At 62.7% G+C, this 19,631-nt stretch carries 18 protein-coding genes; 6 read left to right on the forward strand and 12 right to left on the reverse strand.

Annotation, left to right across the window (positions count from 1 at the left end):
- Nucleotides 1-44: 44 nt before the first annotated feature.
- From amaA to amaB, 4 genes are all read right to left on the reverse strand, one after another.
- Nucleotides 45-1,325 (reverse strand): L-pipecolate oxidase, encoded by a 1,281-nt coding sequence (gene amaA / locus K7I12_RS07530; protein WP_231663772.1) that lies wholly within the window; start codon nucleotides 1,323-1,325, stop codon nucleotides 45-47.
- On the reverse strand, nucleotides 1,322-1,633 hold the full coding sequence (locus K7I12_RS07535; RefSeq protein WP_231663774.1) for a hypothetical protein: 312 nt from the start codon (nucleotides 1,631-1,633) through the stop codon (nucleotides 1,322-1,324). The genes amaA and K7I12_RS07535 overlap by 4 nt, the downstream gene beginning before the upstream one ends.
- The gene (locus K7I12_RS07540) at nucleotides 1,630-3,081 is read right to left on the reverse strand and encodes a sodium-dependent transporter (protein WP_231663775.1); all 1,452 of its coding nucleotides are present in this window, start codon (nucleotides 3,079-3,081) and stop codon (nucleotides 1,630-1,632) included. Before K7I12_RS07540 ends, K7I12_RS07535 begins: the two co-directional genes overlap by 4 nt.
- 125 nt (nucleotides 3,082-3,206) lie before the next feature.
- Complete coding sequence (gene amaB, locus K7I12_RS07545; RefSeq protein ID WP_231663776.1) at nucleotides 3,207-4,700, reverse strand: L-piperidine-6-carboxylate dehydrogenase; 1,494 nt, start codon at nucleotides 4,698-4,700, stop codon at nucleotides 3,207-3,209.
- A gap of 189 nt (nucleotides 4,701-4,889) precedes the next feature.
- On the opposite strand from amaB, the gene K7I12_RS07550 reads away from it, so the two are divergent.
- From K7I12_RS07550 to hglS, 3 genes are all read left to right on the forward strand, one after another.
- Nucleotides 4,890-5,801 carry a LysR family transcriptional regulator gene (locus tag K7I12_RS07550; protein WP_231663777.1) on the forward strand — a complete coding sequence of 304 codons (912 nt, stop codon included), beginning with the start codon at nucleotides 4,890-4,892 and terminating at the stop codon, nucleotides 5,799-5,801.
- Between the two features lie 99 nt (nucleotides 5,802-5,900).
- Nucleotides 5,901-7,148, forward strand: coding sequence for a 2-aminoadipate transaminase (locus tag K7I12_RS07555; RefSeq protein WP_231663778.1), 1,248 nt, complete (start codon nucleotides 5,901-5,903; stop codon nucleotides 7,146-7,148).
- Nucleotides 7,149-7,192: 44 nt separating this feature from the next.
- The gene (hglS, locus tag K7I12_RS07560) at nucleotides 7,193-8,548 is read left to right on the forward strand and encodes a 2-oxoadipate dioxygenase/decarboxylase HglS (RefSeq protein ID WP_231663779.1); all 1,356 of its coding nucleotides are present in this window, start codon (nucleotides 7,193-7,195) and stop codon (nucleotides 8,546-8,548) included.
- 54 nt (nucleotides 8,549-8,602) lie between these two features.
- Here the strand turns inward: hglS and K7I12_RS07565 are convergent, their stop codons facing one another.
- The 5 genes from K7I12_RS07565 to K7I12_RS07585 all read right to left on the reverse strand — a co-directional run bounded on the left by K7I12_RS07565 (nucleotide 8,603) and on the right by K7I12_RS07585 (nucleotide 13,338).
- Nucleotides 8,603-9,358: a M15 family metallopeptidase gene (locus tag K7I12_RS07565; protein ID WP_231663780.1), complete on the reverse strand. Its 756-nt coding sequence runs from the start codon at nucleotides 9,356-9,358 to the stop codon at nucleotides 8,603-8,605.
- Nucleotides 9,359-9,386: 28 nt separating this feature from the next.
- Nucleotides 9,387-10,664, reverse strand: coding sequence for a TRAP transporter large permease (locus K7I12_RS07570; protein WP_442908033.1), 1,278 nt, complete (start codon nucleotides 10,662-10,664; stop codon nucleotides 9,387-9,389).
- Nucleotides 10,664-11,170 (reverse strand): TRAP transporter small permease, encoded by a 507-nt coding sequence (locus K7I12_RS07575; protein ID WP_231663782.1) that lies wholly within the window; start codon nucleotides 11,168-11,170, stop codon nucleotides 10,664-10,666. Before K7I12_RS07575 ends, K7I12_RS07570 begins: the two co-directional genes overlap by 1 nt.
- A 72-nt stretch (nucleotides 11,171-11,242) precedes the next feature.
- Entirely contained in the window at nucleotides 11,243-12,277 is a 1,035-nt protein-coding gene (locus K7I12_RS07580; protein ID WP_231663784.1) for a TRAP transporter substrate-binding protein, read from the reverse strand.
- A 104-nt stretch (nucleotides 12,278-12,381) separates the two neighbouring features.
- Nucleotides 12,382-13,338, reverse strand: coding sequence for a LysR family transcriptional regulator (locus tag K7I12_RS07585; protein ID WP_231663785.1), 957 nt, complete (start codon nucleotides 13,336-13,338; stop codon nucleotides 12,382-12,384).
- A 494-nt stretch (nucleotides 13,339-13,832) separates the two neighbouring features.
- On the opposite strand from K7I12_RS07585, the gene K7I12_RS07590 reads away from it, so the two are divergent.
- Entirely contained in the window at nucleotides 13,833-13,982 is a 150-nt protein-coding gene (locus K7I12_RS07590; RefSeq protein ID WP_201448160.1) for a hypothetical protein, read from the forward strand.
- Between the two features lie 22 nt (nucleotides 13,983-14,004).
- Here K7I12_RS07590 and K7I12_RS07595 read toward each other — a convergent pair whose 3' ends face one another.
- The 3 genes from K7I12_RS07595 to K7I12_RS07605 all read right to left on the reverse strand — a co-directional run bounded on the left by K7I12_RS07595 (nucleotide 14,005) and on the right by K7I12_RS07605 (nucleotide 17,461).
- Nucleotides 14,005-14,538, reverse strand: coding sequence for a carboxypeptidase regulatory-like domain-containing protein (locus tag K7I12_RS07595; protein ID WP_231663786.1), 534 nt, complete (start codon nucleotides 14,536-14,538; stop codon nucleotides 14,005-14,007).
- Nucleotides 14,539-14,575: 37 nt separating this feature from the next.
- On the reverse strand, nucleotides 14,576-15,112 hold the full coding sequence (locus tag K7I12_RS07600; RefSeq protein WP_231663788.1) for a retropepsin-like aspartic protease family protein: 537 nt from the start codon (nucleotides 15,110-15,112) through the stop codon (nucleotides 14,576-14,578).
- Between the two features lie 114 nt (nucleotides 15,113-15,226).
- Nucleotides 15,227-17,461 carry an NADP-dependent isocitrate dehydrogenase gene (locus K7I12_RS07605; protein WP_231663790.1) on the reverse strand — a complete coding sequence of 745 codons (2,235 nt, stop codon included), beginning with the start codon at nucleotides 17,459-17,461 and terminating at the stop codon, nucleotides 15,227-15,229.
- Nucleotides 17,462-18,037: 576 nt separating this feature from the next.
- On the opposite strand from K7I12_RS07605, the gene K7I12_RS07610 reads away from it, so the two are divergent.
- Nucleotides 18,038-18,949 (forward strand): MBL fold metallo-hydrolase, encoded by a 912-nt coding sequence (locus tag K7I12_RS07610; protein ID WP_031382466.1) that lies wholly within the window; start codon nucleotides 18,038-18,040, stop codon nucleotides 18,947-18,949.
- Nucleotides 18,950-18,969: 20 nt separating this feature from the next.
- Nucleotides 18,970-19,410: a TIGR01244 family sulfur transferase gene (locus K7I12_RS07615; protein WP_231663791.1), complete on the forward strand. Its 441-nt coding sequence runs from the start codon at nucleotides 18,970-18,972 to the stop codon at nucleotides 19,408-19,410.
- Nucleotides 19,411-19,631: the final 221 nt, after the last annotated feature.

Genomic DNA, 19,631 nt, shown 5'->3' on the forward strand with positions numbered 1-19,631 from the left:
AGAGAGGAATAACTAACGTAAAAACTGCTGCCGATAGATGTTTCTCATATCAATACGCGTAAACACTGCCCTGCATGGTAGAGCGTGAACCCGCCTTCGTAACCGGTGCTCCACAATGGCTTGGCGCGTATCGGTTGATGGGAACAGATTGGCAATGGCAGTAAGCTATCATCACCAGTGTTCAAGTAATGGGCGAAGCCCTGGCCGACCACCGTGCCGGTGGTGATGCCGCGACCGTTGTAACCGGCCGCGGCCAGGATACCGGGTGCCGGCTCGAAGAGGCGCAGAGTGTGGTCCGGCGTGAAGCCGACCTGGCCCGTCCAGGTACACTCCCAGTCCACCCGCCCCAATTGCGGAAAATAATGGCGCTGCACCCTATCGGCCCAGCAGCGCAGAAATGACGCCGGCTTGCTGTCGCCGCAACCCAGACTGCCGAGAATCAATCGGCCCTCGGCATCGCGCCTCAGGCTGCTGAGCACCGTGCGGGTATCCCAGGCTCCCTGGCGTTCAGGCAGAATGTCGCCGGCAAGCTCGTCGGAGAGCGGCGGGGAAGCAACCTGATAAAAGTGCCCACGGAAGAAGTGCTCGCGCACCTGATTCCAGTGCCCTTCGGTGTAGGCATTGGTAGCGATCACCAGTCGCGGAGCCCGGACGCTGCCCAGCGGCGTGTCGATCCGCCAGGCGTCACCGTCGCGTTGAATACCCTCGGCAGCGCTGTGAGTGTGCAGGTTGGCGCCTGCGGCATGGGCCGCCCGGGCGAGTCCTCGAGTATAGGCGGTGGGATTGAGGGTGCCGGCCCGCCGGTCGAGCAGGGCTCGCTGGATGCGGTGGGTGCCGATACGTCGTTGACACGCCTCGCCCTCGAGAAGTTCGACCGGTGCACCGCAACGCGAGAACTGTTCGAAACGGCGAGCCAGTTCCTCGGCTCCCTTGCTATTGTGTGCAAGGTGCAAGGTGCCTGTCCGAGTATCCTGACAGTCGATACCGTGCCGGTCGATGAGGGTGAAGACGTCAGCGGGAGCTCGACCGAGCACTTCGTTGGCACGTTCGCCGTTTTCCGGACCCAGGGCCTCAAGAATATCGTCCGGCGGGATCCACATCCCTGCATTGACCAAGCCGACACTGCGTCCGGAACCACCGCTAGGAATGTCTCCTGCCTCCAGCAACGTCACCGACACGCCGGCCTCGGCGAGGTGCAGAGCGGTACTGAGCCCGGTGATGCCGCCCCCGATGACGACGACATCAGCCCTGGTATCGCCCTCCAGGCGTGAATACTCCCGCTGTCGTTCGGGGGAGGTGGACGTCCAGATACACGCCGATTTCATGGTCCCTCCCTAGCGTCATCCTCGGCATGCGACCAGTCGTAGAAGCGTTGCGGATTACGCTGCATGGACTGTCGCTGCGACTGTTGCCATTCCCGGATTTCTGGAGCATGTTCGCTGTCGGGATGCTGCGCCAACCAGCGCTCAAGATCCCGGAAGGCACGCGGCGAGTAGGGTTCAAAATCGCCCTGTGAGCGAATCAGAGCCAGCTTGTGCTCCTCGTGTCGAATCGAAACTATCAAGGCGTAGCTGGCCACACCCCACAAGGCGATAATAGAAGCGATCATGACAATAATGGCGGATAGGCTCATGATGACTTACCTCCTTTGGGCTTGGCGACATAAGGCGTGTCATGGCGACGGCTCATGATCCACATGCATAGCGGAATCATCAGCGTGAGTATTACCAGACCGCTGATCGTCTTCCAGGGTGTCTGCCCGAGGTTGCTATATAGGAAGTAGGCCATGATGCCAAGCATGATGGCAGGGATTTGGTAGCGAATGACGAGTTCCCAGACACGCGGCACGTAAAGATCGGCGCCCCTATTCAGGCTTACGACCCGCAGCCGGTGAGCATCGAACTTCCAGCCGATGGCGATCATGATGATGAACGTTGCCAGCGGCAGGCCCCAGTTACCGACCACGAAATCCAGATAGCCTAAGATATTGGCGTTCATGGCGCTCGGGATGCCCAATAGCCAGATGATGCCGCAGATGGTGAGCACCGCCTTGGTGCGACTTGTGTTGCGCTCCTCTCGGTAGGTGGTGACGCCAACCTCGGTAATGGCAATAGCGGTGGTCAAGTTGGCAAAGAAAAAGCCCATAAAAAACAACAAGGCCCAGAAGTAACCGCCCGTCATACTCCCAAAGGCGTTAGCCAGAGCCACGAAGGCCAGTTCGGCACCGGAGCTGGGCGAGATGCCAAAGGCGAAGACGATGGGAAAGACGGCAAAAATGGCAAGCAGACCAAAGCTCGTATTGCCAATCGCTGTAAAGATGCCGCCACCCAACGGGATATCGTCGTTACGGCCGAGATAGCTGCCATAGGTCAGAGCAATGCCCCAGCCAAGGCCGGTAGAGAATAGCGCCTGCCCCAGCGCTGCTAGCCAGGTTTCGCCCCGTGCCAGGTATTCCCAGTTGGGCGAGAAGCTAAACTCCAGGCCAGCCATAGCCCCCGGCAGCGTCACCCCCCGAATGGCGATAGCAATCAAGGCAATGGTCAGAATCGGCATCATCCACTTAGCAAGGCGCTCGATGCCACCCTTGATACCGAACAGTAGAATGCCGGTGACCATCAGCATAGCGACAGTGTGCATACCGACGTTCAGGGCTGTGTTGCCGCTAAAGTCTCGCCAGAGGGCGGCGGTGTCGAAGTCGGTCTGGGTGAAGGTGCCGATCACGGCATGAAAGGCATAGTAGATCGACCAGCCGACGATCGACGAGTAGTAGGACATCAGCACGATGTTGAAGATCAGGATCACCAGCCCCAGTCCAACGAGGCGATTGTCGCCATAGACCTTGCGGAAGGTGCCGATCAATCCCTGCCGGGTATAGCGCCCAAGACTGGTCTCACCCATTAAGCCAGGTACCGCTATCAGATAGAGCAGCAGGAAATAAGCGATCAAAAAGGCGCCCCCGCCGTTCTCTCCGGTCACGTAGGGCATGCGCCAGATATTGCCGGCGCCGACCATGGCACCGACGACTGCCATCAGGTAGCCAAAGCGGCTACCCCATTGTTCTCGAGAAATTGTTGTTGTCATCTTTGGACTCCATGACACGTTCTGCCTGGATGGTCGAACGTGCCAAAAACCTGACCGTGTGCGCCGAGGTTTCGAGCACGCTCATGCAACTAGGCGCCGCCCCGTCATCGGGACGACGCTCGTGGTCAGTCGAACTTGATCCCTTGCGCCAGCGGTAGCTCACGGGAGTAGTTCACGGTGTTGGTCTGGCGACGCATGTAGCTCTTCCAGATGTCGGAGCCAGACTCGCGACCGCCACCGGTCTCCTTCTCGCCACCGAAGGCACCACCGATCTCCGCACCGCTCGGCCCGATGTTGACGTTGGCAATACCGCAGTCGCTGCCAAGATCCGAGATGAAGGCTTCGGATTCGCGCACGTCGCTAGTGAAGATGCACGACGACAGCCCCTGAGGAACGTCATTGTGCAGGGCCATGGCCTCGTCGAAGTCGCGGTAGCTCATGACGTAGAGGATCGGGGCGAAGGTCTCGTTCTTGACCAGATCGTCCTGCTGGTCGACCTCGACGATGGCCGGGGTCACGTAGTAGGCATCGGGATACTGTTCGGCGAGTTGGCGTTCGCCACCGAAAACGCTCGCGCCTTGCTTACGCGCCTGGTCGAGCACGGACTGCATCTGTTCATAGGCCTGGGCATCGATCAATGGACCGACCAAGCTACCCTCCATGGGGTCGCCAATGGTTACGCCGGCGTAGGCCTTCTTCACGCGCTCGACGACTTCGTCGCGGATCGACTCATGGACGATCAAGCGGCGCAGGGTCGTGCAGCGCTGCCCGGCCGTACCCACGGCGGAGAACAGGATGGCGCGCACCGCCATGTCGAGATCGGCGCTGGGCGCCAGGATCATGCCGTTGTTGCCGCCCAGTTCGAGAATGCTGCGGCCGAAACGAGCAGCGACCCGAGGCGCGACTTCGCGCCCCATGCGCGTACTACCGGTGGCACTGATCAGCCGCACGCGGGGATCGTCGGCCAGACATACCCCCGCGTCACGGCCCCCCAAAATCACTTGGCTGAGGTCTTCGGGCGCCTCGTCACCGAACTCGGCCATGGCACGTTCAAGCAACGCTTGGCAGCCCAGCGCGGTAAGCGGCGTTTTCTCGGAGGGCTTCCACAGCAGGCTGTTGCCGCAAACCAATGCGAGGGCGGCATTCCAGGCCCAGGGCGCCACCGGGAAGTTGAAGGCGGTAATCAAGCCGATCGGGCCCAGCGGATGCCAACTTTCGCGCATGTGGTGTCCGGGGCGCTCGGAGGCGATGGTCAGGCCATAGAGCTGGCGTGACTGACCGACAGCCAAGTCGCAGATGTCGATCATCTCCTGCACTTCGCCAAGGCCTTCCTGATAGATCTTGCCGCACTCCAGCGTGACCAGGGCGCCGAGATCTTCCTTGTGCCGACGTAGTTGTTCGCCGAACAGCCGAACCAGCTCGCCGCGACGCGGGGCGGGTACTCGGCGCCACTGTTCGAAAGCTCTCTGGGCACGTGCCACGCGGGCCTCGACGGCATCGGCACCCTCGAGGCGAATCTGACCAAGCACGCCACCATCGGTGGGTGACGTGACCGCAAAGTCGCCCTGGCGGTAAGCGTTCTCGGAGACGCCGAGGCGCTGCATGAGGGATTCGATCATTCTTCCTCCTACTTTTCGTTTCAGGATGCAGAAAACGAAACCAGTATTGGTGCGGCACTTGACGCCCTTCAAACGACGTTTTATACGGAGATCATTCCTTTTTTTCGGGTCATGATCCTAGAGATGAAAAGAAAGCCCACGACGCGCCGCCGCTCATGACAAGGAGCGATACATGAAGAGGAGAGATGCATGAGCCGTCCACACCTGCCCAGCCTGACCGCCATGCAGTGTTTCGAGGCCTCGGTGCGGCACATGAGTTTCACCCGAGCCGCCGACGAGCTGAACCTGACCCAGAGCGCGGTCAGCAAGCAAGTGGCGCAGCTCGAGTCGGTGCTCGAGCATCCGCTGTTCCGACGGGTACGCAAGCGGCTCCAGGTCACCCCCGAGGGCTCGCTGTATCTCACCGAGGTGCGCAAGATCCTGGCGCAGGTGGAGATGTCCACACGCTACATGCAGTCCTACGGCGGCCAGAGCGAAGTACTCAATGTCACTACCCTGCCGACTTTCGGGGCGCGCTGGCTGATTCCACGGCTCAATGGCTTTCGCTTCCGGCATCCACGGGTCTACTTGAACATCGCCAACCGCTCGGAGCCCTTCGATCTGGAGGAGGAGCGTGTCGACGTCGCCTTCTTCTTCGGCCACGGCGCCTGGCCGCGGGCCGAGTGCATCAAGCTGCTCGACGAGGAGATGGTGCCGGTCTGCTCACCCACGGTGCTACCAGTCGACGGCATTCGAGAGCCGCTGGAACTGACAAAATTGGTGCTATTGCAAAGCTCGACGCGGCCCGAGGCCTGGCACGACTGGTTCGAGGCACAGGACTGTTATACCGAGCACAGCTACCACGGGCCACGTTTCGATACCTTCTACATGGCCTTACGCGCAGCCCGGGCCGGCTGCGGCGTAGCCCTGGTACCGCGTTTCCTGGCCGAGGAGGAACTACAGGCCGGTCTGCTGACGATTCCTTGGACGTTCGGGCTGACCAGCCGGGATGCCTATTACCTGGCCTACCCCGAACACAAGGGAGAGGTCGCCAAGGTGCGAGGCTTCATCGACTGGATACTCGAGCATCGGGAGGCACCTGGAGACGGTGTTGCAACTTAATGCATGAATTAATGGAATGGATAACACGCTTTTTTTCGTTTGAAGCCCGGAATGCGGCTCTGTTCTCATCATGGTCATACGCTCTCACAGGACGAGGACATGGATCTCCCGCACATCAGTGACTCGCTCGGCATCGTGCACCCCATCTGCATCGAGCGAGGTCGCAACGCCGAGGTCTGGGACGAACAGGGCAAGCATTATGTCGACTTCGTCGGCGGTATCGGCGTACTCAACCTGGGGCATGGCCATCCCGCCGTGATCGAGGCGGTCAAGGCGCAGGTCGATACCCTGATGCATTCCGCCTTCAATGCCCTGCCGCATCGTGGCTACCTCGCGGTGGCCCGGGCCCTGGATGCCTTCGTGCCGATGTCGTATCCCTTGTCCTGCATGCTCACCAACAGCGGTGCCGAGGCCACCGAGAACGCTCTCAAGATCGCTCGCGCCGCCACCGGACGTCAGGGCGTGATCGCCTTCGACGACGGCTTCCATGGCCGCACGCTGGCGGCGTTGAATCTCAACGGCAAGGTCAAGCCCTACAAGAACCGCCTCGGTGCCTTGCCCGGCCCGGTGCATCACCTGCCCTTCCCGAGCCGCGACAGTGACGTCGATGCTGACACCGCCATGGCCGCCTTGGAGCGGTTGTTCGAGGTCGAGGTACCCGCCGATGAAGTGGCTTGCATCATCGTCGAGCCGGTCCAGGGCGAAGGCGGCTTCAGGCTGCTTGATGGAGACTTCGCCGCCCGCCTGCGCTCGCTGTGCGACGCCCACGGCATCGTGCTGATCTTCGACGAGATCCAGTCCGGCTTCGGACGCACCGGCCGGCGTTTCGCCTTTTCCCACCTGGGTGTCGAACCCGACCTTCTGCTGATGGGCAAGAGCATGGCGGCCGGGCTGCCGCTGGCAGCGGTGGCCGGCAAGGCGGAACTCATGAACGCCCCGCCGAAAGGCGGCCTGGGCGGCACCTATTCGGGCAATGCCGTCGCCTGCGCCGCGTCCCTGGCAGTGATGAACGTCATGAGCGAGGAATGCCTGGCCGACTGGAGCGAGCGTCAGGAAGCGGCGGTTCTGGCGGCGTATCGCGACTGGCGATCTTCGGGCCATTATCCGATGCTCGGTGAGATGACCGGTGTAGGCGCCATGCGCGGCATCGTCTTCGAGGATACGCCCCAGGCCTCCGGCGCCGAGCATCTAGCGGCCCTGCTCAACGCTGCTCGCGAAGAAGGCCTGCTACTGATGCCCAGCGGACGGCGGCGCAACGTGCTGCGCTTGCTGCCCCCACTGACCGCCGAGTTCGAGGTGCTGAACGAAGGGCTGGCGAGGCTCGAGCGAGCTCTGAAGCGGCTGTAGCCCCGAACCGAATTCATGATGACCGACACCGAGAGGCATACCCGATGACAACCCTCGTTTCCCATCACGAGATTCGTGACCGTTTTTCCAAGGCCATGTCGGCCATGTATCAGGACGAGGTGCCACAGTACGAAACCCTGCTCGAGCTGGTGGCGAAGGTGAACCGCGAGACCCTCGAGCGCGATCCCGAACTGGCCGAGCGACTCGCGACCCACGACGAACTGAATCGTCTCGGCGTCGAGCGGCACGGTGCCATTCGTGTCGGCAGTGCCGAGGAACTCGCCATGCTGCGCCGGTTGTTCGCGGTGATGGGCATGGTTCCGGTGGGCTACTACGACCTCTCCGAAGCCGGCGTGCCGGTACATTCCACCGCCTTCCGGCCCATCGACGACGAGGCCCTGGCGCGCAACCCCTTCCGTGTCTTCACGTCCTTGCTGCGCCTGGAACTGATCGAAAGCCCCGAGCTGCGCGAGCGTGCCGCCGGTATCCTCGCCAAGCGCGACATCTTCACGCCCGGCGCCCGGGAAATGATCGAGCTCAGCGAACGCCAGGGCGGCTTGACCGACGAGCAGGCCGAGCGTTTCGTGGCCGAGGCGCTGGAGACCTTCCGCTGGCACCAGGACGCCACCGTGGACCTGGACACCTACGAGGCACTGCATGCCGAGCATCGGCTGATCGCCGATGTGGTCTGTTTCCATGGGCCGCACATCAATCATCTGACGCCGCGCACCCTGGACATCGACGAGGTCCAGCGGCGGATGCCGGCGGCGGGGATGAACCCCAAGGAAGTCATCGAAGGTCCGCCGCGCCGCGCCTGCCCGATTCTGCTGCGCCAGACCAGCTTCAAGGCGCTGGAGGAACCGACCCGCTTCGCCGGCGAGCGCCAAGGCACCCACACCGCACGCTTCGGCGAAATCGAACAGCGCGGCGTGGCGCTGACGGCCGAGGGACGCGCCCTCTATGATCGACTCCTCGGCGAGTCGCGCCGACGCACCGCCGGCCTGACCAACGAGGCGCACCAGCGCGTGCTGGCCGAGGTCTTCGCTGACTTCCCGGATAGCGAGGCTGAGCTGCGCCGCCAGGGCCTGGCCTTCTTCGAATACCGGGCGACCGAAGCGGGACGCGAGGCTGGCGCGGTCGCCGAGGCCGAGGTCGAGCGGTTGATCGAGCAGGGACTGATCACGGCCCGGCCGATCACCTACGAGGATTTCCTGCCGGTCAGCGCGGCCGGCATCTTTCAATCGAACCTCGGCGGTGACGGTAGCGAGGCCTATGCCGGTCACGCCAATCGCGAAGCCTTCGAGGAGGCACTGGGCGCGCCGGTCACCGACGAGCTGACGCTCTATGCCGAACGCGAGCGTATCTCTCGTCAATCGACTCTCGAAGCCTTGAAACGCTAATTGCTACCGGTTCAATCGTAAAAAATCACTCTCATTTGGCTTAGCAAGGGGACATCAATCACCTACCCCCAGCGACCGCTGCCAGCGCTTCTCGAGCGTATCGGGGCCGGTCGCACCGAATATCGCGCGTGCTTCGCCCCGATACCAGGCCCACATCTGGTCGCCGTAGCTGTAGTGCCACCACTCGCTGGGCAGGTTGGCGAAGCCGGCATCAACCATGGCGTGGTAAAGCACTCGCCGCCGATCACGGTAAGTCCGCGTCGCGGCGTCATGGGCATGATGCTCGAAGTAGACGGTATGCGAGGCGGGCCGCGCTTCATCGAATGCCGAGCCCATCTCCAGCAGCATCCCATCAGAATCGCATAGCGCTACATCCACCGCCCCACCGGTGAGATGCGGGCTAGGGCACTCTGGTCGATCGCTGGGCGGCGAGACAAATGCCCGAGTCATCGCCCGCAGGTCCGCCTCGTCGAGATCCGCGTAGCGCGCTTCCACCATTCCCAGCAGAGTGTCATACAGATGACGCTGCACGACATAGGGCCGCCAAGCATCCAGCACCACCAGTCCCAGGCCGTCCGGCAGGCTCTGAGCCACCTTGAGAAGCCGCCGATAGACCGCCTCCCGCGCCCAGCACTCGGGCACCGCCCCGGGGACGCCAAGCACGTAATAAATGGGATGGGTGCGCAGCGTCGCTCCTGCGAGGCTGAGCGGATGCAGCGGTGCGCCTTCGTCGGCGATGGGAATGGCGGCGATCGCCTCCCACTGCGGCTCGGCAATGGGCGCGATGGGCCGGGTGTGGAGTCGATTCACGGTCAAGCGGTTCGTATCCAAGATGAAGTCAGCCAAGGGTGTTCGGGAGCCAGGTAATCAGCCCCGGGAAGAGGATCAGCACCAGCAACACCGTTATCGCGACCAGAATGAACGGCCAGATGGTGCGAAACAGTACGGTGATGTCGAGCCGACTGACCGCCGCGGCGATGAACAGGCAGGCGCCCATCGGCGGAGTGATCAAGGCGATGGTGATGTTCAGAGTGATGATAATGCCCAGCACTACCGGGTCGATGCCGGCCGCCAGCGCCACCGGCATGAACACAGGAGAGAGCAGCATCAGCGCCGAGACTTCCTCCATGAACATCCCGGTGACGAAGGTGATTGCGCTGAGCAGCAACAACACGATGACCGGCGAGTCGATGAAGGGCTCCAGCAGCCCGGTGAAGCGATCAGGCGCCTGGGCGTAGGCCAGTTCCCAGCTGATCACCGAAGAGATGCCGATGATCAGGAAGATCGCCGAGGCCAGCCGAGTGGTCTCGACCGCTGCCCGCCAGAAGGCCCGTAGGCGCAACTCGCCCATCGCCAGGCCACACAGGGCGACGTAGAACACAGTCAGCGCTCCGGATTCGGTGGGCGTGACGAAGCCCAAAACGATCCCGGCGACGATGATGAACGGCGCGACCAGCGCCGGCAATGCGCCACTTACCGCCTCGAAGACCTCGCGCCGCGCAGGCAGCATGGTGCGCCGCTCGAGGCCGGCACGACGGGCGTGCAAGGCATTCATGACCATGAACGCCAGCGCCAGCAATAGCCCCGGCACCACCCCGCCGAGGAACAGCTGGCCGACCGACGTGTTGGTCTGGGAACTATAGAGAATCATGAAGATGCTGGGCGGGATGATCGGCCCGATCAGCGAACTGCCGGCGGTCAGCCCGGCGGCAAAGGCGGTGGAATAACCTTCGCGGGTCATCGCCGGCACCAGCAGCGCACCCAGCGCCGAGGCATCGGCGGCCGCCGAGCCATTGACCCCGGACATGAACACGCTGCCTACCACGTTGACGTGGCCGATACCGCCGCGCAGATGACCAACGATTAGGCGCGCAACGCGCATCAGCCGCTCGGTCATGCCGACGGCGTTCATCAGGTTGCCGGCGAGAATGAACAGCGGGATCGCCATCAGCGAAAAGCTGTTGAGCCCGCCGAAAAACTGTTGCGGCATCATTCGCGCGACCATTCCCGGGTCGACGAATACGAAACCCACCAGCGCGGTGACGATCAGCGTCAGAAACAGCGGTATCCCGAGCAGGGTGTTGGCCAGCAAGACGACGAACATCGTGGCGACCATCATGAGGCTGGCTCCTCGGAAGCGGCGTCGTCGATACCGGGTTGTGGCAACGGCCGCGGACCATAGAGCAGCACCTGCAGTGCCAGCAACCCGAAGCCAATTGGCATGGCAAGCATGGGGATGGTGCGGCTGATGCCCAGGCCCTGCGAGGTGAAGTAGCCCACCGACAGCGCGTAGTGCCAGCTCCACCAGGTCATCGCCATGGCAAGGGCCAGTGTCAGCAGCCATTGGTAGGCAAGCAGCACGCGCCGAGCCGTGGCGCCCAGTTTGCGCTCGAGCAACGCTACGCGCATGTGCTCGCCGCGTACCCAGACATTGCCGGCGATCAGTAGCGCCGAGGCGATCAGGCAATAGCGTGCGAGTTCGTCGCTCCAGATCGGCGCCTGGCCGACCATGTAGCGGGTGACGATGCCGTAGAGGATATCGACCAGAGTAATGAGCAGCGCTATGACGCCCAGCGCGGTGGTCAATCGACCCAACAGCGTCAGCAGGGTATCTCGGAACATGGTGATGTTACGCGACCCGACCGGCCACTTGCCGGTCGGGTCCTTCGCCTCGTCGGATGGATTGAGTCGTTGTTACTCGGTCAATAGCTCGCTCTGCCCGGCGTCCTCGAGCGCCATCTCGATCCATTGATCGCCGATGCCCTCCTCCCTGAGCCAATCGATATAGGCGGGTTGTCCTTTTTGCCGGAAAGCATCCATTTCCTCGGGGGTCGGCTCGATCACCTGCATGCCTTGATCGGCGAGGAACTGGATGCGCTCATCGACGCGCTTCTCGACATCCGTACGATTGAGCTCGTTAGCCTCCTTGACGGCCGCATCGACCGCCTGGCGATTCTCTTCGGAGAGGCCTTCGTACCAGCTGCCGTTGGCGATCAGAAACTGATCCGAGTACTGCACGTTGGCCAGTGTCAGGTACTTCTGCACCTCGTAGAGGCTGCCCATGATGATGTACATCGGCGGGTTCATCTGGCCATCGGCAACATTGGTCTTGAGTGCCATGTAGGTGTCGGTCCAGGGAATCGGCGTCCCCGAGGCGCCAAAGGCTTCGTAGAGCGCGACCTGGCTGGGGTCCATGGCACGAAAGCGTAGTCCCTCGAAATCGTCGGGGCTGCTGATGGGGCGTTTGGAGTTGGTGAAGTCGAGGAAGCCGCCCTCCTCGACCACGCCGAGCAGCTCGGCGCCGGTACGCTCCTTGAGAGTATTTTCGACCTTATTCCAGTAATCGCCCTGGTCGAAGAACTGATGGGCGGCGGCGTAGTCCTCGAACAGGAAGGGAATCGCACTGACATAGATCTCGGGGACAATCGGCGACAGCCCAGCGAACGACGCGATATTCAGGCTCGGTGTGTTGATGACCTGCTCCATGCGCTCCTGCTCTTCGCCGAGCATGGAATTGGGGTAGAGCTTGAGCGTGATGTCGCCGTCGGTCTTCTCCTCCACCAACCGCTTGAGGTTGGTGGCGAACAGATGCACGGCGTTCTTGTCGGTATCGGGCGGGCCATTGTAGCTCAGGTTGAGGGTAGTGGCGGCATTGGCCAGGCTTGCGCTGGCCAGCATTCCTATAGTGCTGGCTGCCAGCAGTGTGTTACGCAGGGTGAAGGGCCGCATTGGTAGACTCCTTGTTGTTGTCCGGGATCGCCATGAGGTCGCGATCGCTCATTGGCCAAGAGCCTTTAAAAACTAATCGTTGCTCTGTTGACCTTTCAAGCGCATCACCGTTGCCTTTTAGGCAACGCACGATCATCCAGCACCCGAGGCGCATCGGCACTGAAGAAGCGCATGCTGAGGCGCAGGTGCTTGATCAGAGCCTGCGCGGCGACGGTCAAGGGGCGCTCGGCCTGGCTGACGATCCGCGCCCGGGCGTGGCGCAGCACGTCGGCGCCGACCTCCCGGCTGACGATGCTGCCCTCGTGAACCTCCTCGAGCACGCTCAGCTCCGGCATGAAGGTCACACCCAGACCCGAGCGCACGAAGTTCTTGAGCACCGAGACCGAATTGGTCTTCATCCGCGGCCGATAGGACAGCTGCGCGCCATGTAGCGCCATGCTAACCAGTTGCCCCATGCCGGTATGGCCATCGATCAGCGCCAATGGGTGGGTAGTGATCTCGGCCAGCGTCGGCGGCCTGGGCGTGCTTGCCAGCGCATGACCGGCGGGGACGATCAAATCGAGCGGCTGGCTACGGTCGACGTGCGAAACCAGTTGCGGGTCGTCGAGGGGAGCGTATAACAGGGCCAATTCGACGGTGTCGTCCTTGACCAGTTGCATCGCCTCGGTAAGGCTCGCCATGTGAACTTCCATCTCCAGGCCAGGATACCTCGCGAGGAAGTTCTGCAGGGGGGTCGAGACCAGATCGGCGATGAACCCTTCGCCGACGGCGATGCGAACCTCGCCCCGCTCGAGGTTCTGCAGGGCCTGCAACTGCGACAGGGTCGCCCGCTCGGCGGCGCGCTGGTCGCGATAGTGGCGCAGGATCAACTCACCGGCCGGGGTCAGCGTGACACGGGGCGAGCGCACCAGCAGGATGGCATCGAGCTCCTCTTCGAGCGCGCGCAACTGGCGGCTGAGCGCCGAGGGATTGACCCCGACATGAGCGGCGGCACGCCGCAGCGAGCCGTGGCGAACGATGGCCTCCAGGTATTCCAGGGCACGGGACTTGAACGGTGTCATGAGAAGCTCGGACGTCGAAGGTTATCAAGGTCACCGATCGTGACCGCCACGAAGCTCCATCATACGCCGTCACGAGCGGCGGTACCGAGCAAGCCCTGACGATGCATGGGCCAGCGCCGACATTTTTTCGACAGCGCATAGATTGCTCGCTGGGCTTTCGCGAACTGCTGCGCAACGACGCGCGTGAAGTAATCCTGATGAGCCGCACCATTTCATCGTCCCGCGCTTAGCGCTTCCGGCCGGCGCGCCTCGTTTACAGCCACTGACAACTTTCTGATGCAAGCCACCGGCCGGGCTTTCTACGCTCAAGAGTGTCCATTCGCCAACCGGGCGCGTGCATGCAGGGCCGGATGTCCGTCATGCCGCGCGCCGTCGACGATCATGACGCCCGGCTGCCGACACTGCCGACAGCCGGGTGCAGCGAGGTTGATTCCCGCCAAGGCAAGGCGTAGCGTACGCGTTGCCGACACAATACTTGATCAGGACACTCGGACATGACTCAGCGAAGAAGCGTCATCACCCGCGTCTACGTGCCCACCCATGTGCGCGATCTGCCCAACGGCGAACGCGTGACGATTCCCGGCCATTACCGCCAGCCGCGCGACGATCATGGCAGGCAGGCTTCCGGGTTCTCGCGCGATTGAGTCCGGCTAACCAACCGGGAGGCTAACGGCTCAGATCCACCTCGCGGGTCTGCCCCGCGCCGATCTTGACCTGCTTGAGGATCAGCGGGCTGCGCGACTTGCCGTCGGGCAACAGCACGCTGCCGGCGACGTAGAACACCCCCGCCGGGATGCCGCGGGCCACGAAGTAGCCATTGCCGTCGGTGCGCGCATAGTGGGTATATTCCCGGGCGCGCGGATCGGCCGGCTCGATGCGCTTGCCGGCCAGCGCCACATCGGCGGCTTCGGCGGAATACGCGGTCGCCGGGGCGATCGAGATCTGCTCGTTGGCGCCGACGAGGGTTCGCCCCTGAGCCGTGGTATAGCGCAGCCGGCCCTTGATCGTGGCGTTGCCGCGCTTTTCCAGCTTGGCGTAGGTGTCGGCCGGGAAGGCGACCTTGCGTTCGACGACCGTCGATCCGGGCGCCTGCTCGCTGCGGTCGATGACCTCGGGCGGCCGGCCGTCGCTGTCGGGCAGCATTGCCTGGCACCCCGCCAGCAAACTGCCCAGTAACACGACTGCTATCCATTGGCGCATGACGTTCTCCTTGTGTGAGCGGTTCGCCGTGCCCCGCTCATGAGTCATTGGCGGATTGTGGTAGGCTCAGGATCATCTGCGAGCCGCGTATACGAATATCGAAACGGTTGAGAAAGCTCATTCCCAAAAGCGCCGTCTCACCGCCGATGCCGGGATTGATCGAGCCGCGCACGTCACCGGCGCGCAGGCCCCCCAGGGCGATCTCGTCGAGGGTGGTCAGATAGCCGCGAGCCTGGCCGTTGGCGGTCTCGAAGCCCACGCTGGCACCCCGTTCGAGGCCCAGTCGCTCGGCCAGCGAGGCCGGCACCGACACCAGGCTGGCGCCGGTGTCGAGCAGAAACTCGACCGGTTCGCCGTTGATCCGCCCAGTGGCGACGAAATGCCCAGCGGCGTTGCGCTCGAGCGTCACCGGCTGCGCCTCGCCCGGCGCTGACGCCGTCAGCGCCGCATTCGGATTATGCCGCTCATCGAGCCGGTCCTGAAACCACCATCCCGCCAGCCCCAGCACAATCACCCAGAACAATAGCATCATGCCCAGGCCGGTACGGCGTAGCGCCTTGTCGTCGTCGCTCATGTCACCTCGGCTGGCCGCTTTCAATCCCAAGCAAACGCAAATCGCCAGCCCCGGGGGAGCTGGCGATTTTCTTTATAAACGACGAGGCTAGCCGTCACGCGCAGCGTCATGCACTCAGTTCTTGACGATCTCCTCGAGCGCCTTGTTGAAGGTGGCGCTGGGACGCATCGCCTCGCGGGTCAGCTGATAATCCGGGTGGAAATAGCCCTGGATGTCGACCGGCTTGCCCTGCACCCCGTTGAGCTCGTCGATGATGGTCTGCTCCTGGGCTTTCAGCACCTCGGTCAGCTTGGCGAACAGCGCCTTGAGTTCGCCGTCGTCGTCCTGCTCGGCCAGCGCCTGGGCCCAGTACAGCGCCAGGTAGAAGTGGCTGCCGCGGTTGTCGAGCTCGCCGGCCTTGCGCTTGGGCGACTTGTCGCTGTCGAGGAACGCCCCATTGGCCTGGTCGAGGCTCTTGGCCAGCACCGTGGCGCGAGCGTTGTCGAAGGTCTTGCCGAGGTGCTCGAGCGAGGCCGCCAGGGCCAGGAATTCGCCCAGCGAATCCCAGCGCAGGTGGTTTTCCTCGAGGAACTGCTGGACGTGCTTGGGCGCCGAGCCGCCCGCGCCGGTCTCGAACAGCCCGCCGCCGTTCATCAGCGGCACGATGGAGAGCATCTTGGCGCTGGTGCCGAGCTCCATGATCGGGAACAGGTCGGTCAGGTAGTCGCGCAACACGTTGCCGGTGACCGAGATGGTGTCCTCGCCCTTGCGGATACGCTCCAGCGAGAAGCGCATGGCGTCTTGCGGCGCCATGATGCGGATATCCAGGCCGTCGGTGTCGTGATCCTTCAGGTAGCGCTCGACCTTATTGATCAGCTGGGCGTCGTGGGCACGCTGCGAATCCAGCCAGAACACCGCCGGTGCGCCGCTGTCGCGGGCCCGGGTGACCGCCAGCTTGACCCAGTCCTGGATCGGCGCGTCCTTGGTCTGGCACATCCGCCAGATGTCCTCGCGTTCGACCTCGTGCTCGAACAGCACCCGGCCATTGCCGTCGGTGACGCGCACGGTGCCGTCGGCGGGAATCTGGAAGGTCTTGTCGTGGGAGCCGTACTCCTCGGCCTTCTGCGCCATCAGGCCGACGTTGGGCACGCTGCCCATGGTGGTCGGGTCGAAGGCGCCGTGCTGCTTGCAGTCGTCGATCACGATCTGGTAGATGCCGGCGTAGCAACGGTCGGGAATCACCGCCTTGGCGTCGTGCAGCGCGTCGTCGGCGCCCCACATCTTGCCCGAATCGCGAATCATCGCCGGCATCGAGGCGTCGATGATCACATCAGAGGGCACGTGCAGGTTGGTGATGCCCTTGTGCGAGTTGACCATCGCCAGCGGCGGGCGCTCACTGTAGAGCGCCTCGATGTCGGCGGTGATCTCTTTCTGCTTGTCGCCGGGCAGCGACTGGATCGCCGAGTACAAGTCGCCGATGCCGTTATTGCGATCGAAGCCGGCCTTGTCCAGTGTGTCGGCGTGCTTTCCCAGCACCTCGCCGTAGAATTCGCTGACCACGATGCCGAACATGATCGGATCGGAGACCTTCATCATGGTCGCCTTGAGGTGCAGCGAGAACAGCACGTCGCGCTGCTTGGCGTCCTCGATCTCGGCTGCGATGAAGCGCCGCAGGCGACGGCTGCTCATCGCGGCGCCGTCGACCACTTCGCCCTCGAGCACCGCGAGCTTGTCCTTGAGCACCGTGAGGCCGCCGTCCTTGCCCACCAGCTCGATCCTGAGTTCGCCGGCGCCGTCGATTACCGCGGACTTCTCGCTGCCGTAGAAGTCGCCCTCGCTCATGTGCGCGACGTGCGATTGCGAGTCGCTCGACCACTTGCCCATGCGGTGCGGGTACTTGCGCGCGTAGCCTTTCACCGATTGCGGCGCGCGGCGATCCGAGTTGCCTTCGCGCAGCACCGGATTGACGGCGCTGCCCTTGACCTTGTCGTAGCGCGCCTTGACCTGCTTCTCGTCGTCGCTGCCGGGTTCTTCCGGGTAATCCGGCAGCTTGTAGCCCTGCTGCTGCAGTTCCTTGATCGCCGCCTTGAGCTGCGGGGTCGAGGCGCTGATGTTGGGCAGCTTGATGATGTTGGCTTCCGGCGTCTTGGCCAGTTCGCCGAGCTCGGCGAGATGATCGCCGATGCGCTGCTCTTCGCTCAGGTAATCGGGAAACAGCGCGATGATGCGACCGGCCAGCGAAATGTCGCGGGTCTCCACCTTGATGCCGGCGGGATCGGTGAAGGCATCGATGATCGGCAGCAGCGAATGGGTCGCCAGCGCGGGGGCTTCGTCAGTAAGCGTATAGATGATCTTCGGCGTCTTGGGCATCTTGGCGTAAACCTCTCTGGTCACTGCGATTGCGAAAATCTGAAACGGTGGAGACTGGCCGAGACGGCCGCCAAGAGCCGGCACGCCTCGATGACATAAAGGCCCGACATTCGTACGACGCTCCGACCTGCGAAAATGCATCCACCGTGCAGGGATGAATTCGGTTGCTGACTCCGATGCCCGTGTCGATCCTTCATGTGCCGATCGACGCTCAATGGCGCGGCACCGGCGCCCCAGCGGTCGCGTCGCAGTATACCAGTGCAGCGCCGGCTACGCATAAGCGAAGTGCCTGGCCGGCTAAATGCGCCAGTGCCTGGCCCTGTTCACCCGCGCGGCGGTTAGGTGACTTCCTTCAAGCCGTTGCCGCCCATTTCCCTTGGCTGATCGGCGCGCCGGCCTTTCTGGCTATCTTGTGGCGCAAGCAATCGTGGCAACACGTCATGCGTGTATCGTGACTGGTTAGGCGGGCGATCGGTAACTTCCATTGAAGGTTTGTGTCGTTTTGTCCAGCAGACTTTTTCTTATTCCTTTTTTAGCTATCCTAGTAACCAAGTACACGGAGCTAAAGAGGTTTTCATGCAAACCTTTCGACACTCACCTGGCAGGCCCGACGTGGCTGGCTTCTATGAACCGCGGACTTCAAGCGTGCAGTATGTGGTGAGCGACCCAGCGACCCGCCGCTGTGCGATCATCGACCCGGTTCTGGACTTCGATGGGAAGTCGGGGGCCACTGCAACGCACCATGCCGACGAGCTACTGGACTACGTGGCAGCTCAGCAATTGACGGTGGAGTGGATTCTCGACACCCATCCACATGCCGACCACTTCTCAGCGGCGCAGTACCTGAAAGAGAAAACCGGCGCGCCCACGGCCATTGGAAGCTATATCACGCAAGTTCAGGCGCTGTGGAAAGACCTTTATAACTGGCCTGACTTTCCGGCTGATGGCCGTCAGTGGGACCATCTGTTCAGTGAAGGTGACACCTTCAAGATCGGGGAGATCGAGAGCCGTGTGATGTTCTCGCCGGGGCACACCTTGGCCTCGATCACGTACGTGATCGGCAACGCCGCCTTCGTTCACGACACGTTGTTCCAGCCTGACGGCGGGACGGCCCGTACCGACTTTCCCGGTGGCAATGCCCACAGGCTGTGGGATTCCATCCAGGCGATTCTGGCGCTACCAGACGACACCCGGCTCTTTACAGGGCATGATTACAGGCCTGGCGGTCGCGAACCGGAGTGGGAAAGCACGGTACACAGCCAGCGCGAAACCAACATCCACCTCTGCGACGATCAGACCCTCGAAGACTATATGGCGATTCGCAACGAACGGGACGCCAGGTTACCCATGCCGGCGCTGGTCCTGCCGTCTCTACAGATCAACATTCGTGGTGGCGCCTTGCCGGAACCGGAAGACAACGGCCGGCGTTATCTCAAGATCCCGCTTGACGCGCTACCCGGCGCCGTCTGGGATGAAGCACGCAACTGAATGGAACGAAGCGAGGAAATATGGATATCAAACCACTTGATGATCAATTGAGCGTCACTGCGCAACCCCGACTCGATGAGCTTGAGCAACTCGCTGCCCAGGGGTTTGGCACGATCCTCTCCAACCGTCCACGGGGCGAAAGCGAAGACCAGCCGGATCCCGAGGCTCTGAAAGCCAAGGCGGAATCTTTGGGCATGGCCTGGCACGAGGTTCCGGTCAAACCGGGTGACTATTCCCAGGCTGATATCGACAGCTTCGCCCATGTCATGAATAGCTCCCCTGGCCCCGTTCTCGGCTTCTGCCGTTCGGGCAAGCGCGTTGCGCATCTTTGGGCCTTGTCACAGGCAGCGCATCGCCCCGTACCGGAGCTCATCGAGGCAGCCCGATCCGCCGGTTACGATCTGGCGCCCCTTCGCGAGCGTCTCGAGCAGCAGGCAGACCAGGCGAGCCCAGGGCGCTGACCGGCGTGTCACGCCTCCTGCGTCGCCCCTTCGCCAAGGTGCCAGGTCAGGGGAACCTGTCGGACTTGGCGCTCTGCTCATTGCGCCGCGCGGTGCCGGCGCGCTCAAGGAAGCCTTTACGCATGCTGATGGACGCCCTGCAGGCGTACAGGATGCGGACGATTCGGGCGAGCCGAACGCCTGACAAGCGCAGCGAACTCGCCGAATAGCCTACCCATGCG

Origin of the sequence: Halomonas sp. IOP_31, assembly GCF_021151495.1 — a bacterium.
GTDB lineage: Bacteria > Pseudomonadota > Gammaproteobacteria > Pseudomonadales > Halomonadaceae > Modicisalibacter > Modicisalibacter zincidurans.